At 69.9% G+C, this 22,079-nt stretch carries 19 protein-coding genes; 8 read left to right on the top strand and 11 right to left on the bottom strand.

Annotated features, from left to right (window positions below):
• Window positions 1-165 precede the first annotated feature (165 nt).
• Both ACH35V_RS01350 and ACH35V_RS01345 read right to left on the bottom strand, forming a co-directional pair.
• The gene (locus tag ACH35V_RS01350) at window positions 166-423 is read right to left on the bottom strand and encodes a hypothetical protein (protein WP_395969633.1); all 258 of its coding nucleotides are present in this window, start codon (window positions 421-423) and stop codon (window positions 166-168) included.
• Window positions 424-794: 371 nt separating this feature from the next.
• The gene (locus ACH35V_RS01345) at window positions 795-1,562 is read right to left on the bottom strand and encodes an SDR family oxidoreductase (protein WP_395969632.1); all 768 of its coding nucleotides are present in this window, start codon (window positions 1,560-1,562) and stop codon (window positions 795-797) included.
• Between the two features lie 93 nt (window positions 1,563-1,655).
• On the opposite strand from ACH35V_RS01345, the gene ACH35V_RS01340 reads away from it, so the two are divergent.
• Together ACH35V_RS01340 and ACH35V_RS01335 are read left to right on the top strand one after the other, a co-directional pair.
• Entirely contained in the window at window positions 1,656-2,513 is an 858-nt protein-coding gene (locus tag ACH35V_RS01340) for a sigma-70 family RNA polymerase sigma factor (protein ID WP_395969631.1), read from the top strand.
• An 851-nt stretch (window positions 2,514-3,364) separates the two neighbouring features.
• Entirely contained in the window at window positions 3,365-4,087 is a 723-nt protein-coding gene (locus ACH35V_RS01335) for a hypothetical protein (RefSeq protein ID WP_395969630.1), read from the top strand.
• 204 nt (window positions 4,088-4,291) lie between these two features.
• Here ACH35V_RS01335 and ACH35V_RS01330 read toward each other — a convergent pair whose 3' ends face one another.
• Together ACH35V_RS01330 and ACH35V_RS01325 are read right to left on the bottom strand one after the other, a co-directional pair.
• The gene (locus ACH35V_RS01330; protein WP_395969629.1) at window positions 4,292-4,705 is read right to left on the bottom strand and encodes a hypothetical protein; all 414 of its coding nucleotides are present in this window, start codon (window positions 4,703-4,705) and stop codon (window positions 4,292-4,294) included.
• Window positions 4,706-5,022: 317 nt separating this feature from the next.
• On the bottom strand, window positions 5,023-6,024 hold the full coding sequence (locus tag ACH35V_RS01325) for a phosphotransferase family protein (protein ID WP_395969628.1): 1,002 nt from the start codon (window positions 6,022-6,024) through the stop codon (window positions 5,023-5,025).
• A gap of 213 nt (window positions 6,025-6,237) precedes the next feature.
• Here ACH35V_RS01325 and ACH35V_RS01320 point away from each other — a divergent pair, with 213 nt between their 5' ends.
• The 3 genes from ACH35V_RS01320 to ACH35V_RS01310 all read left to right on the top strand — a co-directional run bounded on the left by ACH35V_RS01320 (window position 6,238) and on the right by ACH35V_RS01310 (window position 10,132).
• Window positions 6,238-9,165, top strand: coding sequence for a tetratricopeptide repeat protein (locus tag ACH35V_RS01320; RefSeq protein WP_395969627.1), 2,928 nt, complete (start codon window positions 6,238-6,240; stop codon window positions 9,163-9,165).
• 54 nt (window positions 9,166-9,219) lie between these two features.
• A complete protein-coding gene (locus ACH35V_RS01315; RefSeq protein WP_395969626.1) occupies window positions 9,220-9,654 on the top strand; it encodes a hypothetical protein in 435 nt (144 codons plus the stop codon).
• Window positions 9,655-9,757: 103 nt separating this feature from the next.
• Entirely contained in the window at window positions 9,758-10,132 is a 375-nt protein-coding gene (locus ACH35V_RS01310; RefSeq protein ID WP_395969625.1) for an MmcQ/YjbR family DNA-binding protein, read from the top strand.
• A gap of 81 nt (window positions 10,133-10,213) precedes the next feature.
• Here ACH35V_RS01310 and ACH35V_RS01305 read toward each other — a convergent pair whose 3' ends face one another.
• Window positions 10,214-11,092, bottom strand: a complete 879-nt coding sequence (locus ACH35V_RS01305; protein WP_395969624.1) for an RNA polymerase sigma-70 factor — start codon at window positions 11,090-11,092, stop codon at window positions 10,214-10,216.
• Between the two features lie 236 nt (window positions 11,093-11,328).
• Between ACH35V_RS01305 and ACH35V_RS01300 the strand changes: the two genes are divergently transcribed.
• Window positions 11,329-12,834 (top strand): MFS transporter, encoded by a 1,506-nt coding sequence (locus ACH35V_RS01300; RefSeq protein WP_395969623.1) that lies wholly within the window; start codon window positions 11,329-11,331, stop codon window positions 12,832-12,834.
• 47 nt (window positions 12,835-12,881) lie between these two features.
• On the opposite strand, the gene ACH35V_RS01295 is transcribed toward ACH35V_RS01300, so the two are convergent.
• Together ACH35V_RS01295 and ACH35V_RS01290 are read right to left on the bottom strand one after the other, a co-directional pair.
• Window positions 12,882-13,502, bottom strand: a complete 621-nt coding sequence (locus tag ACH35V_RS01295; protein ID WP_395969622.1) for a class F sortase — start codon at window positions 13,500-13,502, stop codon at window positions 12,882-12,884.
• Window positions 13,503-13,593: 91 nt separating this feature from the next.
• Complete coding sequence (locus ACH35V_RS01290; protein WP_395969621.1) at window positions 13,594-14,100, bottom strand: hypothetical protein; 507 nt, start codon at window positions 14,098-14,100, stop codon at window positions 13,594-13,596.
• Window positions 14,101-14,367: 267 nt separating this feature from the next.
• On the opposite strand from ACH35V_RS01290, the gene ACH35V_RS01285 reads away from it, so the two are divergent.
• Window positions 14,368-16,749, top strand: coding sequence for a hypothetical protein (locus ACH35V_RS01285; RefSeq protein WP_395969620.1), 2,382 nt, complete (start codon window positions 14,368-14,370; stop codon window positions 16,747-16,749).
• Between the two features lie 147 nt (window positions 16,750-16,896).
• A complete protein-coding gene (locus tag ACH35V_RS01280) occupies window positions 16,897-17,604 on the top strand; it encodes a VWA domain-containing protein (protein ID WP_395969619.1) in 708 nt (235 codons plus the stop codon).
• A gap of 37 nt (window positions 17,605-17,641) precedes the next feature.
• Here the strand turns inward: ACH35V_RS01280 and ACH35V_RS01275 are convergent, their stop codons facing one another.
• The 4 genes from ACH35V_RS01275 to ACH35V_RS01260 form a co-directional block, all read right to left on the bottom strand.
• Window positions 17,642-18,073, bottom strand: a complete 432-nt coding sequence (locus ACH35V_RS01275) for an RNA-binding S4 domain-containing protein (RefSeq protein ID WP_395969618.1) — start codon at window positions 18,071-18,073, stop codon at window positions 17,642-17,644.
• 12 nt (window positions 18,074-18,085) lie between these two features.
• Complete coding sequence (locus ACH35V_RS01270) at window positions 18,086-19,057, bottom strand: 1-acyl-sn-glycerol-3-phosphate acyltransferase (RefSeq protein WP_395969617.1); 972 nt, start codon at window positions 19,055-19,057, stop codon at window positions 18,086-18,088.
• Between the two features lies 1 nt (window position 19,058).
• Window positions 19,059-19,898, bottom strand: coding sequence for a patatin-like phospholipase family protein (locus tag ACH35V_RS01265; protein ID WP_395969616.1), 840 nt, complete (start codon window positions 19,896-19,898; stop codon window positions 19,059-19,061).
• 85 nt (window positions 19,899-19,983) lie between these two features.
• Window positions 19,984-21,918: a glycoside hydrolase family 3 protein gene (locus ACH35V_RS01260; RefSeq protein WP_395969615.1), complete on the bottom strand. Its 1,935-nt coding sequence runs from the start codon at window positions 21,916-21,918 to the stop codon at window positions 19,984-19,986.
• Between the last annotated feature and the right edge of the window lie 161 nt (window positions 21,919-22,079).

Raw genomic sequence — 22,079 nt, 5'->3', positions numbered from 1 at the left:
GACCGCCGGTCGCGACGTGGCCTCGGTCGCGTGCTCTCAGCTCGTGATCGCGAATACTGCCGCCGCAGTAACCGCAATCGGCAATTTCTCGTGGTGCCGGGAATCCGGCAGAATCAGCGCCAGCGCATGCGGGGATTCGGTGACTTTGCAGATACGAGATAGGGCTCAGTGGTCAGGTTCGTCGGTCCTGGCGTCTGACGTCGGTCCCAGCGGGATGGACTGGTGGGCCAGGGCTTGATCGACGATCTCCGCTGCGCTGAGATCTTCGGATTCCGGGTAGAAGATGCGGTCGGAAATGTTCGGGTCGCCGGAGAAGCGTTCCAGCGCTTCGGTCCAGCGGTCCGCTTCCTCTTCGTCTCCTTCGCCGCGCTGGAGCCGATCCACCAGTTCGATCATCTGCTCGCGTGTCAACTGCTCCGCCATGAAGAGTCCTCCCTCGCGGTCACTCGTCCAAGATCTAACGGAACTGGCGGGGCGGCGCGCGGTGCGGCGGCCGTAGTCGCACCGGAACGAACCGGCGTCCGGCCTCCGGTGCCCGAGCCCGCCGCGCCGCGCCGCGCCGAGCAGAGATCCTCGTCCGGGGTGACCGCGCCTCTGCACACCCATGCTGAGGCGTTGACCCATTTTGCGCGGTGACCTGATCATCGCCCCGTCCGGGGTCTGCGGGCGCTACCTGCAGCGGACCGGGTGAGCGCCGTATCACCGCCGGGCCCGCCCTGCGAGGCGGGGTGATCCACAGCTGATCGGCCGCCACGGCTGGGATTGCCGAACAGGCAACCCGCTCGGGCAGGCGCCTAGGAGTCGACGGCCTGGGCGGTGAGGAACTCCTCCCAGGTGTGGCTGCCGACGGGGGCGTCCAGGCTGAGGTTGGCTCCCGATCGGTAGGCCTTGCCGATCTTGCCGGGGACGCGGATCGGGAGCCTCATCCGGCGTTTGCCCACCGCGGCCAGGTAGCCGCGCTGGAGCTCCTCCAAGGTGTAGACGCGCGGTCCGACCAGGTCGGAGACGCGCCCCGCCGGAGCGCCCAGAGTCAGCTCGGCCAGCCGGACCGCCACATCGCCGGACGCGACCGGCTGCCAGCGGATCCCGCCGGGAGCCGGCAGGACCGGCGCCTTGGCCATCGCCCGCACGGTCTTCAGCGCCAGCTCGTGGAACTGTGCGGCACGCAGGATCGTGTACGGGATTCCGGAGGCGGCCACGATCTTCTCTGCCGCCGCCTTGCGGGCGAAGTAGCCGACCGGCACGGCGTCGGCGCCGACGACCGAGATCAGCACCAGGTGTTCGACGGAGCCGGCGCGTTGGGCGGCCTGGACCAGATTGCGGGTGCTGACGTCATCGCCCTTGGGACCTCCGGCCAGGTGCAGCACGGTCGACACGCCGCTGAGCGCCGCGTCCAGGCCCTTGCCCGTCATCAGGTCGACCGCCACGTACCGCACGCCGTCCGCGGGTTCGCGGTCATGCCGGCTCAGCACCCGGACCGTGCACCCGGCCCGCCGCAGGATCGGAACCACCTGCGCGCCCAAGAGCCCCGTGCCGCCGGTGACCAGAATGGTGGAGGACATCGGTTGATCTCCCTCTTGTAGGTTGACGGTGTAACAGGGCTACGACCCGGCACAGTGCAGGAACGTGACACGGTGACCCAAGATTCTTCGGCGTTGGACGGATTCGAGGCCGAGCGTCCCCGGCTGCGGGCACTGGCCTACCGGATGCTCGGGTCCGCCGCCGAGGCCGACGACGCCGTCCAGGAGGCGTGGCTGCGGTACGACCGCGCCGACCTGGCACAGGTGCAGAACCTGGCGGCCTGGCTTACCACCGTGGTCACCCGGGTCTGCCTCAACCTGCTGCGGGCGCGGCAGACCCGGCGTGAGGAGTCGCTGGAGAGCTTCACCTCCGACTGGCTCGGCGCGGCAGACCACGACCGCGTCCCGCAGGAGGAGGCCGAGCTGGCCGACTCGATCGGGCTGGCGCTACTGGTCGTCCTCGACCGGCTGAGCCCGGCGGAGCGGGTCTCGTTCGTCCTGCACGACATGTTCGACGTGGGCTTCGGCGACATCGCGCACATGATGGAGCGCAACACCGCGGCGGTTCGGCAACTGGCCAGCCGGGCCCGCGCCAAGGTCCGGGGCGGCGGCGGAACGAGGACTGCGGACGCGGCCCGCCGTCATCAAGCGGTCCAGGCGTACCTGACAGCGACCCGGACCGGAGATTTCGAGGCGCTGCTGACGCTGCTCGATCCCCAGGTCGAGTTGCGCGCCGATCCGGAGGTCACCGGCGCCGCCGGACCTCTCACCCTCCAAGGCGCCCTGGTCGTGGCCAAGAGCGCCCTCGCCGCGGGCCCCCGCGCCCGCTTCACCGTCCCGGCCCTGGTGGACGGCGGCCCGGCGCTGGTCATGGCCCCGCTCGGCCAGCTCTGCCTGGTCATCCAGTTCACCTTCACCGGCTCCACGATCACCGCCATCGACATCACCGCCGCCCCAAGCCGCCTCCGCGCCCTCGACATCACCCTGGACTGACGCCCGGCGCCCCGACCTGGCAACGACCGTCCAGCGGGGGGGGTGAGATCGGGCGACGACCGGTGGTTTGAGTGGCGGGCACTGAACCTGCTGGGTCTCTGGTCGGCCTTGCGCCACCCATGAGCCAGTGACAACGGTGGTCGGCGAGCCCATGACCGGCGGTCTTGAAGCAGACTGCGAAACGGCGGGGCCGAAGGGGTTTGGCGGCCTGACGGCCTTGGCGGCCAGAAGGGCTTGGCGGCCAGAAGGGCTTGGCGGCTAGAAGGGGAAGTCCCTCTGCGCATCACTGCTCTGACCGACGGACGGGGCCGAGCCAACCGGGGCCGTCCTTGCGAGCGTGGTGGGCCGGGCCGCCACCCTCGCGGGCGGAATGGCCGCGGCGCGGGAGCGGACACGCGGGCCGGCCTCCACGGGGCTGGATCGGGGGAGCCACGACCAGGCTGCCGTTGGGCGCGATCACCAGCGCGACGTACGGGCCGATCGGCAGGTACTCGTCCCGCCGAGCAAGGCGCATCACCCTCGGCTGCGCGAGCATGGACTTCTACAACACCACCGGCTGCCACCTGCCGTCATCCCGCGCCCGAGCGTCGCGGCCGTGGCGTCACCCGCGACGCCCTCGCCACCCAGATTCGGATGTAACTGACCGGATCGGCTACACACCTGGTCAATGTCCCTGCTCCCGCGGCGGAGCAGGATCCTCGAGTGGTGGTGGCAGTGGCGCAGGCTGACCGCTCAGGCTGTGGTGTGGTGACCCGGCGATCGTCCTCTGGACGGGCTCAGTCGCTGAGCGGGAAGACCTCGCCGCGTTAACGGCCCGGTTCCCGTCCGAGCCACGAGGTACTGTCCGCGCCATGGATGTGACGACGCCGATGTACAGCTTTCCGGAAAAGGGCCAGAAGGAACTCGGGGTTCGGCCGCAGTTGGCAAGCTGGGATGCCGCCGGGTCCTCCAGCCAGGTGCGGCTGGAGGAGTTTCTCAGCGAAGCCGTGAAGGTTTGCGACCCTCAGTTCGGTCGGCTTGCCGGATTGGCCGCGTTGCGACTGGACGTGGGGCTGCCCGAAACCACGCCTCTGCTGGACCAGCACGACCTGGACAACTATCTGTTCCCGCTCGTCACCCGGCTGAGCAGGAGCGGCCGGACGTTCGTGTCGGTTTGGGGCACCAAACGGCACAGCTCCGCCTCTCATCTCGCCGTAGTCGCCGCGGTGCCAGCCTCGCCCGACACTGCCTGGCCTCACGTTTTCGACGTCCGCACCACTGCGTCCGCTGGTACAGCGGCTTTCAAAGAGCAGATCGATGAGCAGCTTGCCAGGGCCCTCCCTTTGCCGGACGGGCCCCTGCGGCTGCACATCGGCTTCGTCGTCGGCCCCCGTCGGCAATGGCCGAATCTGTGGAAACCGACGATCGACGCTCTCGGCAAGGTTCTCGGCAGGACAGCGCCCGACCGTCCGTGGCATCCTCGCGACGGCCGCATCGTGCAACTCGGACTCAGCACTCGCACTGACCCGAGCCTTGGGAACAACGTGGTTTTGCGCATCCATGCCGGACCAGCGAGCGGCTCAACCGCCCCATAGCCGGGTTTCGTCCGCGAAGGACCGCGACGTGCTCGCGCCTTAACGCGCGAAACTGAACGAACTAGAAGGCTGGTTTGCCTTCTGCGACGAATGCGACGAACTCGAATCGTAAGCCGCAACTAGGTCGGCGGTGAGCCCACCGAACGCGGCATGAGCCGCGGTCCCGAGTCTGCGGCGGGGTGCGCATCAAGGCCGGGTCGGCGGTCATCGGGTCAGAAGGATGCCGATCGCGATCACAAGCGCCAGCGCCATGAGGGGCACGAGAGTGACGATCGCGAGTTGGAGCAGGCAGCCCCGCTGCTTCACGGTGCCGGGAGCTCCGATGGTGCCCGCGAGGTACAGGGCCGCAGGGCCACGGTATTCCAGCTCAGATGGCTGCTCAGGAGTGAGGACCGCGGCGGCGACGCCGACCTGACCGCCTCCCTGCGACACGGCGACGTGCACCGGCCTGTCCGCCGGGATCTCGAAGGCCGCCCTCCCCCAACGCTGGTGGTAGTGGGCACCGTCGATACCGACGGTGACTCCGGCCTTGGCGACTACCCCGCGGCGCGTGTGGAGATGCAGAACCCGCGTGGGGCCGTCGTGGTGACCGGCGTATGGGATGGGCGTCTCGCTCATGCTCGCCATCGTTACCACGAGGCACTGCCGCCGAACCAGCCAGCCCGCGCTCGCCATCATCGGCACACCCCGCCTGATGCCAGTTGGACAGCTCTCGCTTGCTGCTGCCGTCTGGTGTGGTGTCGTACTTCATGGCGGGCGCTCGTCGGCCGACGCGGAATGGTGGGGCTGTTTCGGCGCAGGTTGACGGCTTCCGGGGGCGTTGGTCGGCGTGGACAGCACGAAGGACGCGCGTGAGGGTGCTGGCCGTAACAGGCACCGTATTTGCAGCCGTGGGCGGTTTTCGTTTGTGTGAGAGGCCGGTGGGTCAGGTCAGGTCAGGTCCTGCGTAGGTAGCGGTCGGCCTCGGTTAGGAATGCGTGAGTGACGGCATCGCGTCCGTCACTCTGTCTGCCCTGCTGCCGCTTTACCGCCTCCCGGACGCCTGCTTGCAGCAGCAACTCCAGTCCCAGCAGCGTTCGCACAAGCGTGGTGTCGATGGTCGGTTCGGCCTCCAGCCACGCCGCCAGCGCTGCCTCGACCCGGTCCGGGCCGGCGATGCGTGCGCACCAGCGGGCCGCGTCGAATGCGGCGTGCCCTCGGTAGGCGCTGGGGTCCAGCAGGCACAGCGTGCCGTTGCGGGCGCGCATGACGTTGCCCAGCCCCAGATCGCCGTGCAGCAGCGTCACCGGTCCGCGTCCATAGAGTGAGGCGGCCTCCCGCCAGTGGCTTGGCAGTTTGTAGCCGTGTGCGATGAGGGCGGCGACCGACGCTTCCAGGTACGTGGTGAGGGTGGGAGCGAGCGGACGGGCCCAGCTCACGCCGGAGCCGTCGAGGGCGTGCGCCTGCGCCATCACGTCGGCGACCTTCCGCGTCAGCGAGATCAGTGCGTGGGTGTCGTCCAGGTCGCCCCGGCTGAAGGTGGCGCCGTCGACCCGCGTCATCAGTAGCCAGGTGGACGGATCGTCGCCGCTCTCCACCACCACCGGGGCGGGCAGGCCGTGGCGTGCCCATAGCCGCAGCGCCTGAGCCTCACCGGGCCGCTGCTTGCCGTAGACCTTCAGAACCATGTCGCCCCGATCGGGCGACGAGAACGCCAGGACCAGTTGCGGACGTGCCGAATTGTCGGTCAGGACGCCGCCGAACGACCCAAGATCGAGCGTGCGGCACAACGATTCCGCGAGGTCGGCCGCCGACCGGATCTGCTTGCGATCGTCCGCGTCCAGGCCGCCGCTCAGCGCCACCCGCCGGTCCACCTGCGCGATCTGCTCCCGGAGCGCCGCGACGAGCCCGATGGGGCTCCCCGCATCCGCCGTCGGTCCTGCTTTCCGCGCCTTCACGTCACCACGATATTCGTGACGGCGGCGAACCGACCGGGAGCTGGCCGCGTCCGAACTTCGGAGTACCGGTCCCTGTTTCGCCCCGGGGCGGAGACGACTTTGCGCGAAGGCACCAGCGAGTCACCCGACGACACCGGCGAGCCGGACATTCCGTCTCCAGGTCGGCTGCGTCGGGCGAGCCAGGTCCACGGGGTCTCCTCTCTCGGCGGAGCCGTGATCGGCTTGGGCACGCTCGCGGGAATCGCGGCTCAAGGGCTGTCGGGGGCAGGGCCGTTCGCGCTCAGCGTGTTCAGCGCAGTGGTCGCGGGCGGCAGCACCTACCTGGGCATCGCACAGCATCGGCGCCGCCGGACCCGGCAGGCGACGCCGGATCCCGCACGCCCGGTGCGGTCGCTGTGCGTGTTCGTCCATCCGGCCGATGCGACCTACGGTGGGTGGATCGGCGCCTGCCTGCGGACGGTCGCACGTACCCGCGTGGAGACCTGCGGCGTGCCTGACCCGCCCGCACTTGCCCTGACCCGCCTGCCCACCTGGACGATCTGCGTGCTGTCGGCGACTTGGGAGGCATTGCCGGCGCCCGCCCTCGGCCAGGTCCAGCCGGACGCCGACAGGCTCATCGCGGTGCGCGTCGAGGACTGCGAAACGCCGTCGGAACTGGCCGGCGCCGTCGTCCTCGACATGGCCCACCTTGACGAGGGAACCGCTTGCACGCTGTTGCTCCGCGAGCTGACCGCACTCGGTGTGCTGGCTGAGCACGACCTGCCCGACACGCCTGCGCTGCCGTCTGAGGACGGCACTCCGTTCCCCCGTGGTGGCCCGACGATCAGCAACCTCGGGGCTCACGATCCGGCCCTTGTCGGGCGTGACGCGCTGATCCGGGACTTGCGCGCCCGATTCCTGCGCCAGGGCGAGGACGACCACGGCGTGTCCGTCGCCGCCGTCCTCGGGATGGGTGGCGTCGGCAAGTCCAGCCTCGCTGTCAGCTACGCCCACCGCTACCGCCGCCACTACGACATCATCTGGTGGATCACCGCGGACCGGCCCACCTCCCTGCGGGCCGGGCTGGTGCGACTCGCCTTGGAGCTCGGCGTCCCGGAACAGGCGGACACCGACCTTCTCATCGCCGAACTGCGCCGGGCGCTGCGCGAGCGGGGCCCGTGGTTGCTGATCTACGACAACGCCGACTCGGTCGAGGACCTGCGGCGGCTCTGGCCGAGCGCGGACGGCGGGCACGTCCTGATCACTTCCCGGCTGGCGGACTGGTTCGGTTTGGTTCCCGCCGGAGCCCTCGTGGAGATCCCGCCGCTGTCCGACGACCAGGCCGTCCACATGCTGTGCCATGGCACCGGCGATGACGACCGGGAGTCGGCTCGCGGGGTCGCGCAGTTGCTCGGGCAGCTCCCGCTCGCGCTGAGCCACGCCGTCGCCTATGTCCGGCAGGCGGCGACCGATCTCGCCGCCTACCGGCAGCTGCTGGAGGACTCCCTGGAGGACGTGCTCACCCGGTTCCAACCGGCCGACAACGTCCAGCCGGCCGCGATGACCTGGAACCTGACGCTGCGCCGCGTCACCGAACAAGATCCGATCACGCTCGATCTCATGCGGCTGTGGGCGATGCTGGCGCCCGAAGGGCTGTCGCGTGATCTCGCGGGGGAAGGAATCGACGACCTGCCCGGCCATCTCGCGCCGGTAGCCCAAGATCCCGTCGCGTACGACCTCGCCGTCCAGCGCCTGCGCCGCTATTCGCTGATCCGAGGCAGGGCGGGCACCGCCGAGGTGCATCGGCTCGTCCAGAGCGTGGTCCGCCGCGACATGGGTCCCGCCCTCTCCGCGTGCTGGCTGGGGATCGCCGCGGGGTTCTTAGACCATCTGTTTCCCGAGAATGTTGCGGATCGCCTCCAGTGGCCCACCTGCTCGCGGCTGCTGCCCCATGTAATGGCGCTGCACAGTAACGTCCACCGACTCGAACGAGTCTCGCCCGGGACCTCGATAGAGGCCGATACAGAAATTGCGCTGGGGCGGCTGCTGCATCACACCGGCCGTTACCTCGTCGAACGGTCGAGCTACGACGAGGCATTGAAGCCACTGTCGACCGCCCTGAAGCTGCGTGAAAACGCCCACGGGCAGCGCAGCACTGAAGTAGCCGAAACCCAGTTGTGCCTCGGCATCACCCTGTACCGGCGAGCCGACATCGTCGGCGCACGGCAGGCGGTCACGACCGCCCTGCAGATCCAGACGCAGCTCGACGGCCCCGACAGCGCCGCCCTCTACAGGTTCCTGCTCTGGAAATGCATGGTGTTCATCGAGTTCTCGGAGCTGGACGAGGCGTTCGAGGCGGCGGAACGCGGACGGCACGTGCTGATCACCGCGGGCGACGCCGAAGACGCCCGCCTCACCGAGATCGACGGCGCGCGCGGCATGGTCATGTGGCGTCTGGGCCGTTTCCGGGACGCGGTCCAGACGCTGGGAGACGTCGTCGACGGCTCCCGTCGGCTGTTCGGCGAGAACGACGACCAGACGCTGGCGGCGGAGGGGAACCTGGCGTTCGTCCAAACCGACCTCGGACGCGTCGTGGACGACCGCGAGCTGCTGCGCAATGCCGCCCGGCGCCTGACTGACATCAGCGACACACTGGCCGGTCGTCTCGGCGACACCCACTTCACGGTGATGGAGCATCGAAAGACGCTGGCGAGCGCCCTGTGCTGGCTCGGCGACCTGGAGGCGGCCCGGCGCATCTTCGAGCCTGTCGTGGCCACGTACCGCGACACCCTGGGGCATCATCCGAGCACCGTCGCCGCAGAGAGGCTCTACGCCGTGGTGCTGGCGAGGCAAGGCGAAACAGAGCGCGCTCAACGGCTGCTGCGCGACGGCGAGCGCCTCTACGAGAGCATCTACGGCGCGGATCATCCCTACGTGGCGGAGATCCTCGTCGATTACGGCCCGGTCCTGGCTGCGGCGGGCCACGCCGACCAGGCGCGCGACGTCCTGCTCCGCGCGCGACGGATCGTCGAGCGAACGTACGGCTCCGATCACCCTAAGCTCGTGCAGGTGTTCACCGAGCTTTCGGCGATCCCCGGCGTCACCACCGACGAGGCCGAACGCCTGCGCGGGCTGGCCGCCTCGATCAAAGCCCGGATGTGAGGAAGGCGCGCCATCAACACTTCACAGTTCGCTGAGCTCTTCCTTGACCGGCACGTGCGCGCGCAGCTGTCGCCCGACCAGCTCGGAGACCCCCGGCAGCGAGTCGAGGAACGCTTCAGTACCTCACGTCAAAAGCTCGGAGACCTGCACACCGTTTGGTACACGGATTCGGCCGGACGGCAATGCGAGTGGGACGATTTCGAAGCGGTGGCCCACACGGTGCGGCTGGCGTCCGAGAACCTCAAGCGATGGGACCGCGACCGCGCTGACCGGCTCGACCTTCTCATTCGCCGTTTCCATACGGAAACGGAGCCCGTCCAACTCGTCGTGCCTGCTCTGGCGGTGGACGGCGAGCGTGCCCTGATTCTCGACGGCACCCATCGTGCCGTCGCCGCCTACCACGCTGGCGTATCGGTCACCGCACTGGTTTATGCGTTGCGCGTTCCCCTGGCACCGAAGACGCTCCCCGACCTCGTTCACTACCTGTAGAAGCCCACTCTCGGCAGAGAGCACTCCGGGCTGGCTGATCGGGACCGTTTCGCGGTTCGATAGCCTTCGTATGTCCAGAAGCCGGTGTCTGGGAGTGTCCAGGATGGCTGACGCCGAAGATGTTCGCCGGTTGGCGTCCGCGCTGCCTCACGTGGTTGAGATCGACAGCGACGGCTTCGATTTCCGGGTCGGCGGCAAAGGGTTCGTCTGGTCCTATCCCGAGCGCAGGCCGGGCAAGCCGCGCGTCATCCGGACCGACGTCGCCGTACTGTACGTCGGCGACGAGGCGGAGAAGCAGGCTTTGCTGCTCGGTGAGCCGGAACGCTTCTTCACCACACCCGCCTACGACGGGATGCCTCTGGTCATGCTGTGGCTGGACAAAGTAGACCGCGACCGTCTGGAAGAGCTCATCACCGACGCCTGGCGCATGCGTGCGCCGGACACGATCGCCGGCGACCTCGACACCGCGGCCGATTAGCCCCCCCCGGCCGGCCGGGGCCGAGACAGGGGTCTCCCGCCTCTGCGCCTGGCCCTCTGGCATCCCTGGGGTCGCGGACGTTCAGCGGGTCAGGGCGGTTTCGCGTTGCACTCGCGACAGCTTCTCGGGATTGCGGACGAAGTAGAAGCCGGTGACGAGGCCGTTCTCGACCCGCATCGTCACAACGGTGTCGATCTTTCCGTCCAGCCGGATGATGAGGCCCGGCCGGCCGTTGACCTGGACCGGCTCGAACGAGGTCTCGGCGCGGAGCGTCCCGAGCCCGGCGGCCATCAGGCGGCTCACCTTGCCGGCCCCCACGATCGGGCGCGGCACGGTGCGGCGGATGCCGCCGCCGTCGCTCAGGGCGACGACGTCCGGGGCGAGGATGTCGAGCAGGTCCTTCAGGTCGCCGGTTTCGACCGCCCGCTGGAAGGCCCGGAGCGCGGCCCGGGTCTGGTCCGGGGAGACGACGTCGCGCGGCCGGCGCGCGGCGACGTGCGCCCGTGCCCGGTGGGCGATCTGGCGGACCGCGGCGGGGTTCTTGTCGACGGCTCCGGCGATCTCGTCGTAGCCGAGGTCGAAGACCTCGCGCAGCACGAACACCGCGCGCTCGGTCGGCGCCAGCGTCTCCAGCACCAGCATCATCGCCGTCGAGACGCTGTCGGCCAGCTCGGCGTCGGCGGCCACGTCGGGTGCGGTGAGCAGCGGCTCGGGCAGCCATGAGCCGACGTAGGACTCCTTGCGGCGGACGAGTGTCCGCAGCCGGCCCAGTGCCTGCCGGGCGGCGATCCGGACCAGGTAGGCCCGCTGGTCCCGCACCGTGTCGAGATCGACGCCCACCCACCGCAGCCAGGTCTCCTGGAGGACGTCCTCGGCGTCGGCGGCCGAGCCGAGCATCTCGTAGGCGACGGTGAAGAGCAGGTTGCGGTGAGTGATGAACGTCTTGGTGGCGGCGTCCATGCGGTCCCCTGGACCGTGTCGACTCTTCGCCGATTGGTGCGTGTTCGTCCTTGTTCGTGCCATGCGTACTAGACGACGCCTCCACGCACTGTGTGACATCCCCGGCGGCGTCCGGCCGGTGGCGCAGGTCACATGGCCGCGCTGTCACAGGGGCCGGGTCGGCGGCATCTCGTGGGTGTCAGGACGCCGCGCGAACGGTCCGCGCGGCACGCGACTCGACGAGTGAGGACGAAGTCATGGCAACCACGAAGGCGCAGGGCCCGGCGGTCGCCCCGAGCCGCTGGGCCGCGCTGTTCTTCATCGGCCTGGCCCAGCTCATGATCATTCTGGACGCCACCGTCGTGAACATCGCGCTGCCGTCGCTGCAGCGGGATCTGGGGATCTCCGACGGCGACCGGCAGTGGGTCATCACCGCCTACACGCTGGCGTTCGGCAGCCTGCTGCTGCTCGGCGGCCGGATCGCCGACTACACCGGCCGCAAGCGGACCTTCCTGATCGCGCTGATCGGATTCGCCGGCGCGTCGGCGCTCGGCGGCGCGGCGGGCAACTTCGAGATGCTGCTGCTCGCCCGTGCCCTGCAGGGCGGGTTCGGCGCGCTGCTCGGCCCGTCCGCGCTGTCGCTGCTGACCGTGACGTTCACCGAGCCGAAGGACCGCGCGAAGGCGTTCGGCGTCTGGGGCGCCATCGCCGGTGCGGGCGGCGCGGTCGGGCTGCTGGCCGGCGGGGCGCTGACCGACTACCTGGACTGGCGCTGGTGCCTGTACGTCAACATCCCGATCGCCGTGGTCGCGGCGATCGGCGGGTACGCGGTGCTGGCCGAATCGCGGCACGAGGGCAGGGCCCGGTTCGACGTCCCCGGCGTGCTGCTGGTCACCGGCGGGCTGGTCGCGGTCGTGTACGCCACCAGCCTCGCCGAGTCCGACGGCTGGGGCTCGGCGACGGTCATCGGCCTGTTCGCCGCCGGCGTGGTGCTGCTCGCGGCGTTCTGCGTCGTCGAGAGCCGGGTGGCGCATCCGCTGCTGCCGCTGCGCGTGATCGCCAGCCGCACCCGCGGCGGTGCCTACCTGGCCGTGGGCCTGACCGTCGTCGGCATGTTCGGCGCGTTCCTCTTCCTCACCTACTACATGCAGGTCGTCAAGGGATATTCGCCGATCAGGACGGGCGTGGCCTTCCTCCCGATGGCCACGGCGGTCCTGATCTCGGCCGGCGGGCTCACGACCCGGCTGCTGCCCAAGGTCCCGCCGCGGGTGCTGATCGTCCCCGGCATGCTCATCGGCGCGGTCTCCATGCTGTGGATGCTCACCCTGGAACCCGGCACCTCCTACGCCGGCGGCCTGCTGGTCGTGCAGCTCCTGTTCGGCCTCGGAGCGGGCCTGGTCATGCCGGTGGCCATCAACTACGCCACCCACGGCGTCGACCAGGGCGACTCGGGCGTGGCCTCGGCCGGCATCAACACCGCGCAGCAGATCGGCGGCTCGATCGGGACCGCGCTGCTCAACACCATCGCCACCAACGCGACCGTGGACTACCTGGCCTCACACGGCAGGAGCCCGGCCAACGCCCAGCAGGCGGTGGTGGAGGGCTTCTCGACGGCGAGCGTCTGGGCCGCGGGGATCCTCGTGGCCGGCGCGCTGATCGTCGCCGTCCTGATGAACACCCCGAACCCCAAGGCCCAGGCCGCCGCCGAGAGCACGGGAAGCGGCGCGGACGCCGAGGGTACCGAGCCGCTGCTCGCACACTGATCGACACCGCCGCGGCGGTCACCGCGAAGCGGTCTGGGCCGCGGCGGTCACCGCGAAGGGGGCTGGCGGATCGCCGTCTGGGCGGCGTAGACGATGATGTTGTCGCGGTAGCTGCGCCTGCTCTGGTCGAACGAGCCGCCGCAGGTGACCAGCCGGAGCCCGGCGTGGTCGAGCGGGCCGTAGACGCGGTCGGTGGGGAACCGCTCCTTGGAGACGCGTTCCACGGACTCGACGGTGAAGACGGCGGTCCGGCCGTCCTCGCGGGTCACCTCGATGCGGTGTCCGGGCCGGAGCCGTCCCATCTCGTAGAAGACCGCGGCCCCCTTCGCCGAGTCGACATGGCCGAGGATGACGGCCGCGCCGCGTTCTCCCGGGGTGGGGCCGCCGCCGTACCAACCCGCCTCGTCCGGACGATCGGCCGGCGGCACCTGGACGGAGCCGTCACCCGCCAGCCCCAGCCGGGCCAGCGGAGCCCGGACCCCGATCGAGGGAACGGCCACCTGGACGGGCGCCGAGCGATCGAGCACCGGCCCGCCATGTTCGGCGGCCCGGGGCGTCGCCGCCCACGCGGGCGGCTGCGGCGGGCCGTCCGCGCCGCGCAGCCCCAGCCAGACCAGAGCGAGTCCGGCGGCCAACAGGGCGACCGTCAGCGTCGCCAACCCGCGCATTTCTCGTTCACCCGCCCACTGACAGTTGTCATTCCTGAGAAAGGCTCCGGTGGCGGTCGCCGAAAGGGACCGGCCACCGGAATTCCCGTCGTTACGCGGCGTTGCCGCGCCGGCGGACCGCCATCGCGCCGACGCCGAACCCGCCGAGCAGCAGGACGCCCCCACCGGCGAGCAGCGCGGCGTCGGCACCGCCCGTGCCGCCCCCGAACCCGGTCCCGGCGCCTCCCTTCGGGGCGGACGTCGTCTTCGGGTGCGCCTTGCCGTCCACGACCACGATCTCGCCGACCGACCTATGGGCGCCGCACCTGACCAGGACGGTGTACGTGCCCGGGTAGGTGTCCTTCTTGATGGTCGCCAGGCCGGCCCGCCCGTCGACCTCCTCGGCGCCGTTCAGCGGGACGGCCCCGCCCACGAACGCCAGCGAGCCGGCCGTCCCCTCGACGGTGCACTTCTTGCCGACGACGGTGATCTTGTCGCCGGGCCGGGCCTGCTTCGGCTGAACGACCACGTCGCCGGGATCGGCCATCGCGGGCGCGGCGAGCCCCACCGTCACGGCGCCGACGACGAGACCGAAGACGGCAGCTTTTCCGAGTCGCATTTCCACTCCATTGCGACACGGTGGCTTACTCGACTTTCAGCTCGTGAACCCGTGTCCCTTTACGCCTTCATACGATGAGCCCACCACCCATTTGGTTCAAGATTTTCCGGCCCAACATCGAACAGGCATGATCACAATTCCAGCCAAAAAAGTTGTCGTGATAGTCGTCACACCCGCCGCGCGCGCCGGCGTCCCGCTGCCGCAGCGGATCTGAGCGATCACCAGCCGGCCTGCCGGCGGCCCGTACAGGCCCCGCTGTAAACCGGAGTGCGCATCCGTACGTCTTGTTTTCGGATGTTGATCTTGGGTTTCTCCTCCTGCAGAGGTGATGGCGTGAAAAGTCATGTCCGTATCACCGCCTCGGTCGCATTGACCCTGACGGTAAACATGTTCGCGGTCCTTCCCGGGGCGAGCACGGCCGTCGCTGGAACGACCTTCACGAACCACGCACCGCGACCGTACGAAGTTACCTCCAACCGTTCAAAGGCACCGTTCGCGGTCGCGCCGCGTCGCCTGGACGTCCCATTGACCTGGTCCAAAACCACGGTCGAGCCGGGCAGCCGCGCCATCACCTACCGCAACAACACGCGCAAGGCCGTCGAAATCCGATTGAAGGTAGAGCTGCGAGACCGTTCCGGACGGGCGGCTCCCGCCGCGCTGGCGAAGTTGTCGGCGAGCTCCCTGACCGTCCCGGCCGGGAAAGAGGCCACGGCGAACCTGGAACTGCGGCGCCACGGGGTCAAGGCCGGCGCATACCGCGGATCCGTCCAGGTCACGTCCGCCACCGGTGCGCCGCTGGGCTCCACGGCGGTCTCGGTCGACCTGCGTGCACCGGCCCCCGCCCCGGCTCCCGCGGTCGGGTCCGTCACGGCCTCCGCCGACTCCGTCATCGTCGACCTGGCCTCGCCCGGCATTCCGGATCTGACACGGCGGCATACCCTCATCTACCGCAATACCGGGCGCAAGGCCGTCAGGCTGCGGTTGTCCGCCGAAATGAACGGTCCCAACGGCGAGCCGACCAAGGCTCCCCCCGCGCTCTTCGAGTTGCCCGACCACGTGACCGTTCCCGCCCGGGGAAACGCGCGGGTGACATTGACCTTTCGGGGGGCCGGAATTCCCCACGGCCGCTATCTCGGGGCTTTGGTCGCCACGGGAACCGACGGTGCGACAAAGGTGACCACCACGCTCGTGGCCGATGTCGGCCGGGAGAAATACAATGTCGCGGTCAATCTGATCGACCGCAACGGCACCGTCCCGGCGCAGCCGACCTGGGTCTACGCCTGGAGCGTCTCGGACGGCGGCCGCTGGGAGCGCAGGATCGAGAACGGCAGCGGCGTCTTCGAACTGCCGCCCGGCACCTACGACGTCACCACCGCCATCCGCACCGGCGCGGGCGAAACCCTGATCAACCATCGGGTCACCGTCGATGACTGGGACCTCGACCTCGGGATGGACGCCCGGGAGGGCAAGCCGGTCGAGCTCAGTCCGCAGGGCATCGGTGTTCCCGGCACGGTCGAGGCCTGGTATGACACGCCGTGGTACCGGTTCATCGCCGACGGCCCCGAAGGCTCGGTCTTCGCCGTCTGGCGCGGTCCCGACCAGGTCGAGGAGAACGTCGGCTTCCAGGTCACGGGATGGGGCAAGCGTGACGCGACCGGCGGGCCGGGCGCGGCCTACATACTGAGCCGGTACTTCGCGGGCCGGATCCCGTCCGCGACGGTGTGGCATCCGAGCCCGAGCGAGCTCAGCGTCACCCGCAATCACCTCCGTTCGGTGAATCTCTCCGGGACCGGCGGCCTCAACGTGACGGGCGGTTACGTCGACGAGATGCGGATGGACGTGGCCTTCCCGCAGACCGTCACCACCTACATCGAGCCCGGACTGACCTACAGCCGAGAGCTGGGCTACGGAATCGCCTACGAGAACTCGGCGGAGATCGCCGACTACCGGACCGAAGCGGAACAGGGGGAACGTGACGACGTCTGGAACGGCGCCGTCCTCACCACGGGTGCCTTCGGCGTGGGAGCGACACCGCGGCGCAGCTCGGGCGGCCAGCTCTCGATAGTCGTCCCCGTCGGTTACGTCGACTCGTCCGGCCGGACGGGTTCGGTGGACCGTACGACCAATGAGCTCGCCCTCGCCGCCGACGGCCAGGTGATCGCCACCGGTAGCGGGCAGTTGTACGCCTCCGTTCCGCCCGAGTCCAAGCGTTACACCCTCACCTGGAACCGCACCGCCAACCCCGAGATCGCCAGGTTCTCCACCGCGACCAAGACCGAGTGGACGTTCGAGTCGCACCACATCGATTGGGAGGATCAGACCCTGCCGCTGCACCTGCTGCGGCTCGCGGTTCCCGGCCTGGACGACGCCAACGCCGCGGCGCCCGGCACCCAGCTGCGAATCCCGGTGAAGGTGCAGCCGGTCCAGGATCTGCCGGCGCCCGAGATCACCTCGATGTCGGTCGAGACGTCCGGTGACGACGGGCAGACTTGGCAGGCCGCCTCGTCCGGCGAGGAAGACGGCACCTGGATCGCGACCGTGAGCAACCCGGACGCCCCCGGGTTCGTCTCCCTGCGGATCAAGGCGACCGATGCCGACGGCAACACCGTGACCCAGACGTTCATTCGCGCCTACGAGGTGCGGTCCTGATGCGAGCGCCAAGCTCGCCGTGAACCCAGCCACGCCCCGGCCACCCCAGAACTGGGGGTGGCCGTGGCTGGCCATGGGGGGGTTGGGGGTGCTGGGGGCGGTGCATGCTGGGGCGTCTGCGTGACAACGTTCGGGGGGAGATGTCCGGTGGCCATCAGTTTCGAGAAGGTGCAGTCGACCGCGCCCGGCTTGGTCGATCTCTACAAGGCGGCGAAGGTCAACCTTGATAAGCGGGGGCTCGGGGGTGAGCGGGCGGCCGTTTATCTGGTGCTTGACCGGTCTGGTTCGATGCGCCGCTACTACAAGGACGGGACCGTCCAGCATCTGGCGGAGCAGGCCCTCGCATTGTCGGCGCACCTGGACGATGACGGGGTGGTGCCGGTGGTGTTCTTCGACAAGGTCGCGCATCCGGCGGTGGAGGTCGGGCTTACGCATTACCAGGGGCGGATCAACGAGGAGCACGAGCGCCTCGGGCATATGGGGACGACGAATTACGCCGCGGCGATGCAGGCGGTCATCGACCATTACCGGGAGGCGGCGTCGGCGGCGCCTGCGTTCGTCGTCTTCCAGACGGACGGGTCGCCCGACTCGCGGACCGCGGCGGAGAGGGTGCTGTGTGACGCCTCGACGCTTCCCATCTTCTGGCAGTTCATCGGGTTCGGGGACGACGAGTTCAAGTTCCTGCGGAAGCTCGACGACCTTCCCGTTCCGCGCAAGCGGGCGGTCGACAATGCGGCCTTCTTCCCGGCCGGGTCGGATCCGCGCGGCATCGCCGATGACGACCTTTATCGCTCCCTGATGGACGAGTTTCCGGGCTGGCTCAACGCCGTCCGGACGGCCGGCATTCTGCGCTGACCGGGGCTGAGCAGATCAGGGCGGGGCGGGGCGGCCGTCAGTCCGGCCGGTCGTCTGAAGGCCGCTCGATGTCCTCGGACGGTTCTTTGAGGGTGCGGTAGCGGTCGAGGATGCGTTCCAGCTCGCGCCGTTCCCGTTTGGTGGGGCGGCCCGCGCCGCGGTCGCGGCGGCCCACCGGGATGAGCGCCTCGCGCGGCGGCGGGGGCGGGCTCTTGTCGATCAGGCATTCCTGCGCGGCGGGCGCCCCGACGCGCTTGCGGATGATCCGCTGCACGATGACGATGCGTTCCCGTCCGTCATGGCGGAGCCGGATCTCGTCGCCGGGCTTCACGGCCGTGGACGGTTTCGCGCGCTCGTCGTTCACGCGGACATGGCCCGCGCGGCAGGCGGTCGTCGCCATCGAGCGGGTCTTCAGCAGGCGCACGGACCAGAGCCACAGATCGACCCGCACCGTCCCCTCGTCGCCCATGCGTCCATGATGTCACTGCGGCGCGGGTGCGCGGTTGGCGGTGATCCACGCGTCGGCGCGCTCCCACTGGGTGTAGAGCCAGTCGGTGCGGGCGTCGCGGTCGGACGGGACGTCCTCGGCGGGGATCCGCCACCAGCGGGCGCGGACGGGCTCTGTCAGCGGGACGCGCCGCCAGATGTCGCCGGCCGTGGCCATGTGGTCGAGCCCGATGTGCGCGACGAACACGACGTCGGCGGACGGGGCGGACTCCAGCGCCGCCAGCACGCCGCCGGGGCGCGGCGGCATCAGGTTCCGCATCGCGGCGGCGCGTTCCGCCTCGTCCTTCCGGTGCAGCTGGGTCAGGCGGCGGATCGCGCGGTGGCGGCGCTCCGGGGTGAAGTTTCCGCCCTCGGGGAAGATCAGGAGCGCGTCCCGGGGGCCGAGGTCCTGGGCGAGCCGGCCGATGTCCTCGACGGCGCCGCCGCCCGGCGTGACGAACACGTTCGGCAGGCGGTTCGCGGCGATGTCGATGCACGGGTCGAGCTGGAGCTGCGCCTTCATGACGACGCGCGGGCGCCGTTGGTAGTCGGTCAGCAGGTGGTGGACGAGGAGCAGCGCGTCACCCGGGCCGGCATGGCGGCTGAGGACGATCAGCGGACGGTCGCCCCCATCCCCTCTGTCGCGGGGGCCTTCGATTTCGGTGCGGAGGCCCAGATGCCGCTCGGCGACCGAGTACAGGGCGGCGACGTAGCGGCGGATGATGTCGTAGTGCCGGTCGTCGTGGGCGCGTCCCCGGCACCACAGCCACCCGCATTCCAGGACGGCGGCCGACTCCCGCGTCCCCCACGCCAGCGCGAACCGCACCAGCCGGGCGGCCCGCCTGCGCTCGCGTCCCAGCACCCACGAAACCCCGTAGGCGACCGGGAACACGACGACGATCAGCAGGGTGAGGACGAACAGGAGCGGCGTGAACACCAGGCGGCGGACGAGGAGGGGTGGCAGCATCTCACGCTCGTTCTTTGAGGTACGTCAATGATGCCTGGTAGGCGCGCTCGATGTGCGCGGCGATTCCCGACATGTTCCGGTACCGCATCTGCGCGAGGTCGACGCCTGCGCGCTGTGCCCCGGCGCCCGCCGGGAGGACGTGCACGGTCAGGCCGTCCGGGAGGGCGGCCATCTCCTCGAAGAAGCGGTGCCGCCGCGCGATCTCGAACGCGACCATGCCGACCTCCCAGGGGCGGCGCGGCGGCCGCAGGTCCCGTTCGATGCGGCCGACGTGCAGGACGTAGATGGTGGTGGCGCCGAGCATCACGGCACGTCCGACCGGGATGCTGTGCACGAGCCCGCCGTCGAAGTAGTGCCGGTCGCCGACGCGGACGGGCGGCAGCAGCCCCGGCGCGGCGGACGAGGCCAGCATCGCCGGGATGAGGGGCCCTTCGGTGAACCAGTGCGCCATCGCGGTCTCGATTCCGGCGGCGACGCACTGGAACGGGACGGTCAGCTCCTCGAACGTCCGGACGGGCAGCAGTTCGTCCAGCATCCGGCGCAGCGGCTCGTTGGAGTGCAGGTGGGTGCCGGAGCGGGCGAGCGTCCAGAGCCGTCCCCACATGCGGGCGCCGAACACGTTGCGGACGGAGTCGTCCGACCAAAGGCTCGTGAGCCGCTCCACTGCCGCCGCCCCCGGCCCGGCCGCGACGAACGCGCCGTTCAGGGCGCCGATGGACGTCCCGACGACCAGGTCGGGACGGACGCCGGTCTCCTCCAGCGCCCGCAGCATCCCGACCTCGTGCGCGCCGAGCACACCGCCGCCGCCGAGCACGAACGCCACCCGCGGTTCCGGTTCCACCCGTCCACGGCCTCCTTCCAAGGGACGCTGACCATCCGTCCGCCCGCGAAAAGTCGGACGGACGGCCCGCGTCAATGATCGCCGGTCAGCGGGTGCGGGTTCCGATCCGGGTTCGGAGGCCGTGGCCGTAGGGAAACAGCGGGTTGTAGTCACGGTCGCCGATGTTGATGGGCTCTTGGTCCTCGCCGCGCGGCCAGGTCACCGGGAGGCGGCCGGTGAAGGGGCGCTTCCCGAACAGGACGTCGGCGACGCCCGCGCCCTCGCTGCCGGGCAGCCAGGACATGACGAACGCGTCCATCGCGGGAAGCCGGTCGGTGACGATCTGCGGGCGTCCGGCCACGTCGAGGACGACGCATGTCCGGATCGCGGCGCAGACCCTGTCGACGTTCGCCTTGTCGGCGTCCGACAGGTTCAGAGTGTGCCCGTTGCCGACGTCGCCGAGGCCCTCCGCGTACGGCTTCTCGCCGACCACGACGACGCCGACGTCATGGCCCGCCATCGGCGCCGACGCGTCCGCGCTGTAGGTGACGCGGGACGAGTTCTGCCTGATCCCGTCCAGGATCGTCGTGCCGGGGATGATGTCGCCGGACGATCCCTGCCACGTGACCGTCCAGCCGCCGGCCTGGTTGCCGATGTCGTCGGCGCTGGCGCCCGCGACGTAGATCTCCCCGTTCCGCTCCAGCGGGAGCGCACGCCCGGAGTTCTTCAGCAGCACCTGCGACTCGGCGACGGCCCGGCGCGCGACCGCGCGGTGCTCCGCCGAGCCGATCGTCCCGGCGTGCCGGCGGTCGGTGTACGGGTTCTCGAAGAGGCCGAGCTCGAACTTGGCCTTCAGGATGCGGCGGACGGCGTCGTCGATGCGGGACGTCTTCACCCGCCCGGCCTCGACTTCCGCGAGCATCGTCTGCACGAACTGCGGGGCCGTGTACGGCTCCATGAACATGTCCATGCCGGCGTTGACGGTCGTGCGGACCTGCGTGGCGTAGTCGCCCGGGATCTGCTGGACGGCCGCCCAGTCACTGATCAGGAAGCCGTCGAACCCGGTCTTCCGCTTGAGGACGTCGGTCAGCAGTTCCTTGCTCGCGCTCATCTTCACCGGGTTGCCGACGCCGTCCTCCTTCCAGTCGATGCTGGAGAACGACGGCATGATGCTGCCGACGCCGTACTTCCGCACCGCCGTCACGTACGGCGCCAGGTCGATCTTCGCGAACGTCCGGCGGTCGGTGATGGTGACGCCCTGGTCGATGGTGAACGTCCCGGTGGTGGACGTGCCGAACACGGTGTCGCCGTCCCCGGCGTAGTGCTTGGCGGTCGCGAGGACGTGCCGGGGGCTCGCCAGGTCGCGCTTGTCGCGTCCCTGGAATCCCTCGATGCCGGTCTCCATCTGGATGACGAGGGACGGGTCCTCGCCGTAGCTCTCGTACGTCCGGCCCCAGCGCAGGTCACGGACGACGCAGACGCACGGCGCGAACACCCACTGCGGGCCGGTCGCCTTCGTCTCGACGGCGGTGATCTGCTGTTCCTCGCGTACCAGCGCCGGGTTGCGGGTGGCGCCCATCGCGAGGTTGTGCGGGAAAACGGTGGCGCCGACGAGGTTGTTGTGGCCGTGGACGGAGTCGATCCCGTACAGCAGCGGGATCTTCAGCCGGGTGGCGAGGGCCTTCGACTGGTAGGCGTCCACCATGTCCGCCCAGCCCTTGGGCGTGTTGTCGGCGGGGACCGAGCCGCCGCCCGACAGCAGCGACCCGAGGCCGAGCCTCGTGATCTGGTCACGGTCGCCGTCGACGGCGGCGCGCTCGGCCTGGGTCATCTGGCCGATCTTCTCTTGAAGGGTCATGCGGCGGAGCAGGTCGTCGACCCGCTTCGGCACGGGCAGCCGCGGGTCGAGATAGGCGGCGGTGGCGGTGGGCCTGTCATCGGCCGGCACGGGCTGCGCCGCGATGACGGACGGGAGTGCGGCGATGGTCGCGAGCGCGGCCAGCGATCGCCCGGTCCGGGTGGCGATGCGGGGGTGTGGCAACTCGTCCCTCCAGGTTCGCTCCGAGGACGCCGCGCGGCCCGGCGGACCGCGCGCCGGGGCTCGAGCTCACGGCACGCCCGGACGGCCGTGAACCCGCTCCCGATGTCGTCACCTGGAACCTCTACCGCACCCCGCCATCTGTCAAGAAACCTGACTATCGA

This window comes from Actinomadura sp. 1N219 (assembly GCF_044326405.1).
GTDB lineage: Bacteria > Actinomycetota > Actinomycetes > Streptosporangiales > Streptosporangiaceae > Spirillospora.
This window is presented reverse-complemented; position numbering and strand designations above follow the sequence as displayed.

Coding starts and splice junctions, on each gene's coding strand:
- ACH35V_RS01350 (WP_395969633.1), bottom strand. CDS start 423: ATGGCGGAGCAGTTGACACGCGAGCAGATGATCGAACTGGTGGATCGG.
- ACH35V_RS01345 (WP_395969632.1), bottom strand. CDS start 1,562: ATGTCCTCCACCATTCTGGTCACCGGCGGCACGGGGCTCTTGGGCGCG.
- ACH35V_RS01335 (WP_395969630.1), top strand. CDS start 3,365: ATGGATGTGACGACGCCGATGTACAGCTTTCCGGAAAAGGGCCAGAAG.
- ACH35V_RS01330 (WP_395969629.1), bottom strand. CDS start 4,705: ATGAGCGAGACGCCCATCCCATACGCCGGTCACCACGACGGCCCCACG.
- ACH35V_RS01310 (WP_395969625.1), top strand. CDS start 9,758: ATGGCTGACGCCGAAGATGTTCGCCGGTTGGCGTCCGCGCTGCCTCAC.
- ACH35V_RS01305 (WP_395969624.1), bottom strand. CDS start 11,092: ATGGACGCCGCCACCAAGACGTTCATCACTCACCGCAACCTGCTCTTC.
- ACH35V_RS01300 (WP_395969623.1), top strand. CDS start 11,329: ATGGCAACCACGAAGGCGCAGGGCCCGGCGGTCGCCCCGAGCCGCTGG.
- ACH35V_RS01295 (WP_395969622.1), bottom strand. CDS start 13,502: ATGCGCGGGTTGGCGACGCTGACGGTCGCCCTGTTGGCCGCCGGACTC.
- ACH35V_RS01290 (WP_395969621.1), bottom strand. CDS start 14,100: ATGCGACTCGGAAAAGCTGCCGTCTTCGGTCTCGTCGTCGGCGCCGTG.
- ACH35V_RS01275 (WP_395969618.1), bottom strand. CDS start 18,073: ATGGGCGACGAGGGGACGGTGCGGGTCGATCTGTGGCTCTGGTCCGTG.
- ACH35V_RS01270 (WP_395969617.1), bottom strand. CDS start 19,057: ATGCTGCCACCCCTCCTCGTCCGCCGCCTGGTGTTCACGCCGCTCCTG.